This is a genomic window from Acetobacterium sp., assembly GCF_041752335.1.
Classification (GTDB): Bacteria; Bacillota; Clostridia; order Eubacteriales; family Eubacteriaceae; genus Acetobacterium.
The window spans coordinates 1-9,182 of record NZ_JBGSHG010000069.1 but is presented as its reverse complement, the minus strand read 5'-3'; the positions used below and the strand labels follow the sequence as shown (position 1 = coordinate 9,182).

General features: G+C 44.7%; 8 protein-coding genes and 1 tRNA gene. All 9 read left to right on the top strand.

Annotated features, from left to right (window positions below; genetic code table 11):
• Positions 1–1,000, top strand: a 1,000-nt coding sequence (locus tag ACEW8F_RS08960; protein ID WP_373483134.1) for a MurT ligase domain-containing protein, incomplete at its 5' end; no start/stop codon positions are given.
• Positions 1,000–1,764, top strand: a complete 765-nt coding sequence (locus tag ACEW8F_RS08955) for a type 1 glutamine amidotransferase (protein WP_373483133.1) — start codon at positions 1,000–1,002, stop codon at positions 1,762–1,764. The genes ACEW8F_RS08960 and ACEW8F_RS08955, both read left to right, overlap by 1 nt.
• A gap of 7 nt (positions 1,765–1,771) precedes the next feature.
• On the top strand, positions 1,772–2,833 hold the full coding sequence (gene mnmA, locus ACEW8F_RS08950) for a tRNA 2-thiouridine(34) synthase MnmA (RefSeq protein ID WP_373483135.1): 1,062 nt from the start codon (positions 1,772–1,774) through the stop codon (positions 2,831–2,833).
• Between the two features lie 75 nt (positions 2,834–2,908).
• Complete coding sequence (gene glmM / locus ACEW8F_RS08945; RefSeq protein WP_373483132.1) at positions 2,909–4,267, top strand: phosphoglucosamine mutase; 1,359 nt, start codon at positions 2,909–2,911, stop codon at positions 4,265–4,267.
• Positions 4,268–4,449: 182 nt separating this feature from the next.
• On the top strand, positions 4,450–4,641 hold the full coding sequence (locus ACEW8F_RS08940; RefSeq protein WP_373483131.1) for a hypothetical protein: 192 nt from the start codon (positions 4,450–4,452) through the stop codon (positions 4,639–4,641).
• Positions 4,642–4,645: 4 nt separating this feature from the next.
• Positions 4,646–6,469, top strand: coding sequence for a glutamine--fructose-6-phosphate transaminase (isomerizing) (glmS, locus tag ACEW8F_RS08935; protein ID WP_373483130.1), 1,824 nt, complete (start codon positions 4,646–4,648; stop codon positions 6,467–6,469).
• Positions 6,470–6,681: 212 nt separating this feature from the next.
• A complete protein-coding gene (gene aspS / locus ACEW8F_RS08930; RefSeq protein ID WP_373483129.1) occupies positions 6,682–8,451 on the top strand; it encodes an aspartate--tRNA ligase in 1,770 nt (589 codons plus the stop codon).
• Positions 8,451–8,921 (top strand): SoxR reducing system RseC family protein, encoded by a 471-nt coding sequence (locus tag ACEW8F_RS08925; protein WP_373483128.1) that lies wholly within the window; start codon positions 8,451–8,453, stop codon positions 8,919–8,921. Before aspS ends, ACEW8F_RS08925 begins: the two co-directional genes overlap by 1 nt.
• 130 nt (positions 8,922–9,051) lie before the next feature.
• Positions 9,052–9,128, top strand: a tRNA-Pro gene (locus tag ACEW8F_RS08920).
• Positions 9,129–9,182: the final 54 nt, after the last annotated feature.

Genomic DNA, 9,182 nt, shown 5'->3' with positions numbered 1-9,182 from the left:
CTATCTGCCCTTGATTTATGCCCAATTGCCGGCCGAAAACATGCTGATCACCAATCTGCAAAAAGATCAGGTCCAGAGAAATGGGGATCCGGATTTTATTATCCGTAAATTAAAAGAGGTTGTGAATCCCAGGATGACACTGATCCTCAATAACGAAGAACCGCGATCCCGATTTTTTGAGGAAATCGCCCATCGCTCCATTTATTACGGGGTTTCCCGTCACGATGAATCATTCACCAAGGGGGCGGATTATCCAACCCAGGCCTGTCCGAAATGTCATCACGACATGAGCTTTGACTATTACAATGTTGACAGCATCGGCGCTTTTCATTGCGACTTTTGTGGTTTTGCCAGCCAAAAAACACCGGACTATCCGATCACCGATCTAAATTTTTCCGATCAAACCTTTAAGCTGAAGGATGTGAACTTTCATATGCCTTATGATCTGCCCTTTATGTTTTATAATTATGCCGGTTCGCTGGCTGTTTGTGAAGAAATTTGTGGGATTGCTCCGGCCGCTGCGGCCAAGGCTTTTGAAAATTTCAAAAACATCGGCGGCCGCTTTGAGGTATTGACCTATAAGAATAAAACCATAAAATACATGCGGATTAAACAGGAAAATCCAGATACCCTCCAGAGTGCCTTAAATATTATGGCTTCTGATCAAAGTGAAAAAATGGTGGCCCTGGGTTTGTATGTGGTCAATGATTTTGTGCCCCATTATATTAATACATTCTATGCCTTTGATTGTGATTTCAAACCAGTAGTGGATTCAAATGTGGAGCGATACCTGTGTTTCTCCGAACATGTTTCTTATGATACCGCCAATCGGCTGATTTATGATGGGGTTGCCAAAGAAGCGATCACGATCATGGACAGTGACGATATCAACGAAATATTTGCCGAAATTGACAAGGCCGAAACCGATAATATTTATTTGATTACCTGGCTTTCCACCTTTGAAAAGATGAAAAAATTCATTGAAGGAGGACAGAATTAATGGAACAGACCATAAAAGTCGGCTGGCTTTTTAGTAATATGTTTAACCTTCATGGCGATCGGGGTAATCTGCTGGCCATCCAGGCCGAAGGAGAACGCCGAGGCTACCATGTTGAAGTCGAACAGATTAACCTGGAAACAGCGACCTTTAACCCTATGGATTTTGATTTTCTATTCTGCCCACCGGGAGAAATTGAACATTTTGCGGTGGCGGCTGCCTATCTGGAACCGCACCGGAAAGAACTGATGGACTATATTGAAACCAAGCCGATGCTGGTTACCGGAACTTCGGTAGCACTTTTTGGCGAAACAATCACGCGGGATGATCAGTCCACCATCAGGGGATTGGGCATTATTGAGATAGATACTCGGGAAAATCATGCCGTTTATGGCGACGATCTATATTATAGCTGTCAATACAATGGCAAAGAAATGGAAATCGTTGGCAGTCAAATTCAAATGATCGATCTGGATATCAAAGAAGAGTCGCCGTTTGGCCGGTTGAAATATGGCTACGGTAATAACGGTGAGACGCGATTTGAAGGCGTCATCAGCGGCAAAGGTATTTTTACCAATACCCTGGGTCCGGTTCTGGTTTGTAACCCCTGGCTCACTGAAGAAATCATCAATTTAATTGAAACCAATATGAGTTGGCCGGTTGGCGAAAACCATCGGGATAATATGCTGGAACTGAAGTCATTAAAAACCAAGATTGCCCATATTGATAAAAAAGAATCTCGACTGAAAAAGCTCAGCGAACGGTAGCGAAAACATCAGAAAGAAAATAAACGTGAAAAATAAAAAAGTAATTATTGGATTGAGCGGCGGCATCGACAGTGCGGCTGCCGCTTATCTGTTAAAAAATGAAGGTTACGAGGTAATTGGCGTAACCTTTAATTTTTTAAATGTCGAAAATACCATTAATGCCGCCAGAAAAGTGGCGGACAAACTAAAAATTGAACATCATGTGTTGGCGGCTCAAAAACAGTTTCGGGAAAAAGTCATCGACCCATTTGTGGCTGGCTATAAGCAGGGGGAAACACCCAATCCCTGTATGCTGTGCAATCAGAACATGAAGTTTAAACTGCTGGGTGAATTTGCAACGGCTAATGGTGACGCCATGATTGCTACCGGCCATTACGCGGAAGTTCGTAAGCATGAAAATACTTATCAGCTCTGGGCCAGTTCCAACCCGAATAAGGATCAATCATACTTTTTATATCATCTGGATCAGGATCTGCTGGGGCGGCTGCTGTTTCCCCTGAATGGTTTTGAGTCCAAAGCTGCGGTGCGCGAAATAATCCTCGGTCTGCTGCCGGAACTTTCCCGGGGTAAAGAAAGTCAGGGGATTTGTTTTATCCCGAAGAAAGGTCATGGCCTGTTCCTTAAGGATGCTCTGTTTGGAAATAATCCCACTGTCTCTGGCAATTTTGTCGATGCTACGGGCAAAATATTGGACAGACACCCGGGAATTTATCAGTTTACAACGGGTCAAACCCGGGGTTTGGGCATCAAAAGCGATAAACGGCTGGCGGTGGTTGAGGTGATCCCGGCCACCAATACCGTGGTGCTGGATGAAGAAAAGGCTTTGTATCAAAGTAGAATATTGGTGGATGAGCTGATCGTCCAGTCCCAGAATGGGCTGCCGGAAACAGGTTTCACCTTTAAAACCTGCCGCTGGGGTCATGAATATGAAGGCCGCATCGAGTGGCTTTCCCGGAACCAGGCCATCGTTCATAGCCTGGTTCCGGTCCGGGCCCCGGCCCCGGGTCAGGCTCTGGTATTTTACCAGGGGCGCCAGGTTCTCGGCGGCGGAATCATAAAACGGTTTTAAATTAAGCCTCTTTAGGTTATAATGAGGCCAACAATTTTTAAGTGAAGAGAAAAAAGACTAAGGAGTTTTACATAGATGGGAAAATTATTTGGTACCGACGGAGTACGTGGTGTATATGAAAAAGAACTGACCCTGGATCTGGCTTATGGTTTAGGCCAGGCTGGAGCCAGCGTGTTGGGGAGAAATGCCCACCGCCCCAAAATCGTGATTGGGAGGGATACCCGGGAATCGGGAAGAGCGCTGGAACAGGCTCTGGCCAAGGGCATTGTGTCTGTCGGTGGCGAGGCGGTTCTGGTTGGAGTTCTGCCAACCCCGGCTATTGCCGTGATTGCCAGAGCGCTAAAAGCGGATGCCGGGGTAGTTATTTCGGCCTCTCATAATCCCTATGAATTTAATGGGATCAAATTTTTCAATGGTCAGGGCTTTAAGCTGCCCGATGCAGTGGAAAATGAAATAGAAACCATTATACTGGAAAAACAGGAAGTGGTATTAAAAGCCGGCGGCGGCATCAGCCAACTGGAAAAGCCAGAAGCCTTTTACCTGGAACACATCAAACAGGCGGTAAAAGGAGATTTTAGCGGACTTAAGGTGGTGATCGACTGTGCTCACGGTGCAGCTTATGCCATCGCTCCAGATTTCTTCCGTAGCCTCGGTGCCGAAGTGGTGGTGATTGGCGATAACCCGGACGGCAAGAACATCAATGCCGGCTGCGGATCGACTCATTTACAGCCCTTGCAGCGCCGGGTGGTTGCCGAAAAAGCCGATATTGGGATTGCCTTTGATGGCGATGCCGATCGTTGTCTGGCTGTTGATAATGTTGGCGAGATAATTGATGGTGATAAGATTATGAACCTGATTGGTTGTTCGATGAAGGCCAGTAATACTTTAAAAAAAGATACCGTTGTGGTCACCGTGATGAGTAATATCGGCCTGGATCTGGCCTTAAATACAGCCGGGTGTAAAACCATTAAAACCGATGTGGGCGACCGTTATGTTTTAGAAGCGATGATTGCCGGCGATTATAATCTGGGCGGCGAACAGTCCGGCCATTTGATTCTCCTGGATCATAATACCACTGGTGATGGCATGCTCACCGCCCTGATTCTGCTGGAATTACTGAAGCAGGATGGTCGGGATGCCAAAACCTTAAGTGATTTAATGACGGTTTATCCCCAGATTCTGGTCAATGCCAGAGTTGAAAATAAGAAAAAGCAGGATTATCTTAAGGATTCAGCGATTCAAAAACGGATCCAGGAAGTTGAAACACATTTCCACGGACAGGGACGGGTATTGATCCGGCCTTCAGGGACAGAGCCGCTGGTTCGGGTGATGATCGAAGGTAAGGACCAGAATGAACTAACCGCCATTGCCAGCGAACTGGCATCGTTGATCGAACTACGTTTGGGTGGCGATCAGCTACAGCCAAGTTTTTGAACATGTTTTGAAATGACAGAAAGCATTTAGAGACAGTAAACTCTGGGTTTAAATTGATTTAAATTTTGATCAAGCGAAGTTTCAAATCTCGAAAAATAATTAAAACACAAAGAAATGGGGGCTTTGGTCCTCATTTCTTTGTGTTTAGACAGCTTTTGTGATAAAATAATTCAGCATGTTAATTGGGTAGAAAAGTAATGGGCCGTAGCCAAAGACAGCAAAGAAGCGCCAGAACTCATGTGATGGTCCACACAGTGATTGAGTTGACGAGGACAGGGAGTATCGATAATTCGGCGGATGCCCTGGAGAATTGCCATGAAAAACTGAAGAGTGATTTTCAGGACAAAGATGGCATAAAAAAGAATAAGTGGTGAAAAAATGTGTGGAATTGTAGGTTATATCGGCGATAAACAGGCTCAGGACGTTTTAATTAGCGGTCTTTCGCGATTGGAGTACCGGGGCTATGACTCGGCCGGAATTGCGACCCTGGAAAATGAAGTGATCCGGGTGGAAAAGAAAAAGGGTCGACTTATAAATCTGGAAGATGTTCTCGAAAAAACCCCCCTTTCAGGGAAGGTCGGGATCGGTCATACCCGCTGGGCAACCCATGGGGTTCCTTCTGATGCCAATGCCCATCCCCATTCCAGCGTCAATAAAGAAATCTCGGTGGTCCATAATGGGATCATCGAAAACTATATGAGCTTGAAAGATGAGCTGAAAGCTTTGGGTCATGTCTTTATTTCCGATACTGATACAGAAGTGATTGCCCATTTGCTGAATGAGCTTTACACCGGCGATCTTGTCGAAACCATTCAGCTTGCCCTGAAGCGGATGAAGGGTTCCTATGCCTTGGCAGTCCTTTGTGCCAATGAACCGGATAAAATTGTGGCGGTGCGTAAAGATAGCCCGCTGATTGTGGGCCTGGGTCATGGCGAGAATTTTATCGCTTCGGATATCCCGGCGATTTTAAATTATACCCGGGAAGTCTATCTGCTGGATAATGGTGAAATGGCCGTGCTGACAGCTGACACGATTCAAGTGATGGACAGTGATGGCAAAATCATCGCCAAAGAAGTCTTCATGGTGGATTGGGATCCTGGCGATGCGGAAAAAGGTGGCTACGATCATTTTATGATGAAAGAAATGGTGGAACAGCCCAAGGCCATGATGGAAGCCTTAATGAATCGCTGTTGCGACAATGGCACCTCCTTTGACGGTCTGAAGCTGAACGCTGAGATGATGAAAAACATTAACCGGATTCAGATTGTGGCCTGCGGAACTGCTTATCACGCCGGGATGGTGGGGAAATATTATTTTGAAAAATTTGCCCGAATCAGCGTGGAAACCGAAGCAGCTTCGGAGTATCGCTATAAAAATCCGATCGTCGATGAAAACACTTTGTTGATTGTTATCAGCCAATCCGGCGAAACCGCCGATACCCTGGCCGCTATCCGGTTGGCCAAAGAACGGGGCGCCTGGGTTTTGGCGGTGACCAATGTGGTTGGCAGTTCTATTGCCCGGGAAGCCGATGACGTCATTTATACCAATGCCGGACCGGAAATCGCCGTGGCATCGACTAAGGCTTATGTTACCCAGGTGGGTTGCATGATGCTGTTGGCTTCTTTTCTGGGAAATCTCAACGGGGAAATGGAAACAGCAGATGCCGCCCGGATCTGTCATGGTCTGATGATGACCCCGGGACTCATCGAAAAAGCGCTGGAAGGCCAAGCGGTGATTAAAGCGTTTGCCGATAAGAATCATAAAATAAACGATCTCTTTTATATGGGCAGAGGCGTAGACTTGTATACCAGTATGGAAGGTTCGCTAAAACTCAAGGAGATTTCTTATATCCATTCCGAGGCTTATGCTGCCGGGGAACTGAAGCACGGCCCGATTGCCCTGATCGAAGAGGGCACCATTGTGGTGGCGGTTTGTACCCAGGAAAATGTGTTCGAAAAGATGCTCAGCAATATCAAAGAAGTGAAGGCCAGAGGTGCCCATGTCCTGGCGATTGTTCAGGAAAGCCATAAAGATATTGCCTCAGAGGTGGATGAGGTATGGGTGATTCCGGAGATGGACGATGATATCACCGCTATTCCCACCATTGTTTATCTCCAGCTGTTAGCTTATTATCTGGCAGTTGCCAGAGGTTGCGATGTGGATAAACCTAAAAATCTGGCAAAAAGCGTGACGGTGGAGTAATTGGTCGTTTAATGGTGAAGTTGATGTGAATAGGGAATGATACAGGCAGATCGGATGATTACTCAATCCGATCTGCTTTTTTGGGGGAATTCAAAAGAACCGTCTCGGTGATCCCTGGAAACCGTTTTTCTCACTTGACATCATCCCAACATCTTCATTATAATATAAAGGTTAAGAAGATAAAATAAATAACTATATATATCGGAGGTAGTATGAATACTTATTATAGAAATACCATGTGTGGAGAATTAACAGCAAATGATGTTGGTCAGGTAGTAGAACTAGCGGGCTGGGCGGATAATCGTCGAAACCTTGGCGGAGTGCTTTTTATTGATTTAAGAGACCGTTCTGGAAAAATTCAACTGGTTGTCAATGAAGAACGATCGGAAGTCTTTGAGATTGCTGAAAAGGTCAGAAATGAATATGTCTTATCGGTTAAAGGCAAGGTGGTCTTGCGAAGTCCGGAGAATGTTAATAAAAATATCCCGACTGGCGAAATCGAAGTCGAGATCATCGAAATTAAAATTCTGGATTCGTCGGAAACACCACCGATTTACATTGAGGATAACGATCAGACCAATGAAGCGGTGCGACTTAAATATCGGTACCTTGATCTGAGAAAACCAAAATACCAGAAAATTCTAAGAACGCGGCATCAGGCTGCTGCCATTGCCAGAAGTTTTCTAAATGAAAAAGGTTTTTTAGAAGTTGAAACACCGATGCTGGCGAAACCGACGCCAGAGGGAGCCCGAGATTTTTTGGTGCCATCACGAGTGCAAAAAGGAAAATTCTTTGGATTGCCCCAGTCACCCCAGTTGTACAAACAGATATTAATGATTTCTGGAGTTGACCGTTATTATCAGATAGCAAAATGCTTCCGAGATGAAGATTTAAGACAGGATCGTCAGCCGGAGTTTACCCAAATTGATATGGAAATGTCTTTTATTGACAAAGATGATATCATTGCGATCAATGAAGGCATGATTGCCAAAATCATGAAAGAGGTCAAAGGGGTTGAGGTCCAAACGCCAATGATAAGAATGACTTATCAAGAAGCGATGGATCAATACGGTTCGGATAAGCCTGATACCCGATTTGGTTTAAAACTGATTGATTTATCAGAAATTGTTGAAAACTCCGAATTTAAAGTTTTCTCCGGTGCAGTAAAAAAAGGCGGAAGTGTTCGTGCCATTAATGCCAAAGGGGCTCAGGATAAATTAAGTAAAAAGGGCATCAAAGGGCTGGAAAATTTCGCTAAAATTTACAAGGCTAAAGGCTTAGCATGGATTGATGTTTCCGAAGACGAGATGAAATCACCAATCCTGAAATTCATCTCAGAAGCAGAAAAAGCAGCGATTTTCAAAAAAACCGATGCCCAACCGGGAGATTTAATCTTCATTATTGCGGATACCAATGAAATAGTCTGCAATGCGTTGGGTCAATTGCGACTGGAACTGGCACGTAAATTGGAATATGATTTAAAAGACCAATATAATTTCCTCTGGGTAACCGATTTTCCTTTATTGGAGTATGATCCGGAAGCCGGCCGATATACAGCTAAACATCATCCCTTTACGATGCCGCTGGAAGAAGACTTACAGTATCTGGAAACCGATCTGTTAAAAGTTCGGGCAGATGCCTATGATATGGTTGTGAACGGCGTTGAACTGGGTGGCGGAAGCATTCGTATCCACAACCAGAGTATCCAGGAAAAAGTATTCAAAGCCTTGGGATTTACCCAGGAATCAGCATGGGAACAATTTGGTTTTCTGCTGGAAGCCCTTAAATATGGTACCCCGCCCCATGGTGGATTGGCATTTGGTTTGGATCGTTTGGTGATGCTGCTAACCGATAATGATAATATCCGTGACGTTATTGCCTTCCCGAAAACTCAAAACCATGGTTGTCTGATGATGGACGCGCCAGCCAGTGCAAGTCTGGATCAACTGATCGATCTGGGCATCTCTGTGGATGAATTGTAATGAAAGAAATAGGAACGGTTAAGGTGCTTCGGGGAAATAATGCCGAAGTTGAGATTAAACGTAATTCAGCTTGCGGAGATTGCGGAGCATGTCATGTCAGCAAAGACCAATCGGTTATGCTGACAACGGCTAAAAATCCAGTCAATGCTAAAAGCGGTGAAACCGTTGAGGTGGAGATGCAATTTGCCAATGTTTTTGTAGCAGCATTTATCATGTATGGGATACCGTTAATCGCCTTTATTTTAGGAAGCTGCATGGCGTATTATCTGGTTGGTGCCTTAAGTATCGGCTTGGATCAGGTGTTGACCTCGTTTTTGACAGGGATTTGCCTGACTGCCATTGCTTATCTGGTAATCCGTTATTTTGATAAACAGGGTCGGTTTAACAGTAAATATCAGCCGGTGATCATCGCTGTTGTTGAGAATATCGAAACCATCTCCACACCAATGGAAAAACGAATGGGAAATTAAATGATAAGAGGTATCTGCGGTTTTTTGACGCAGATACCCTTAAATATTTATATATTTTGATGGGTTTAAATGAATTAAATAAAAAAAAGCTTGATTAATCCTTCATTTATCATTATAATGTATTTACTGTCTGGGTGTAGCGCAGCTTGGTAGCGCGCTTGACTGGGGGTCAAGAGGCCGGAGGTTCAAATCCTCTCACTCAGACCATTTTTTATTAAGGTGAAAATATGGGACAAATTAAAAGAAAAAATAATAGACGAG

Coding starts and splice junctions, on each gene's coding strand:
- ACEW8F_RS08955 (WP_373483133.1), top strand. CDS start 1,000: ATGGAACAGACCATAAAAGTCGGCTGGCTTTTTAGTAATATGTTTAAC.
- glmM (WP_373483132.1), top strand. CDS start 2,909: ATGGGAAAATTATTTGGTACCGACGGAGTACGTGGTGTATATGAAAAA.
- glmS (WP_373483130.1), top strand. CDS start 4,646: ATGTGTGGAATTGTAGGTTATATCGGCGATAAACAGGCTCAGGACGTT.
- aspS (WP_373483129.1), top strand. CDS start 6,682: ATGAATACTTATTATAGAAATACCATGTGTGGAGAATTAACAGCAAAT.
- ACEW8F_RS08925 (WP_373483128.1), top strand. CDS start 8,451: ATGAAAGAAATAGGAACGGTTAAGGTGCTTCGGGGAAATAATGCCGAA.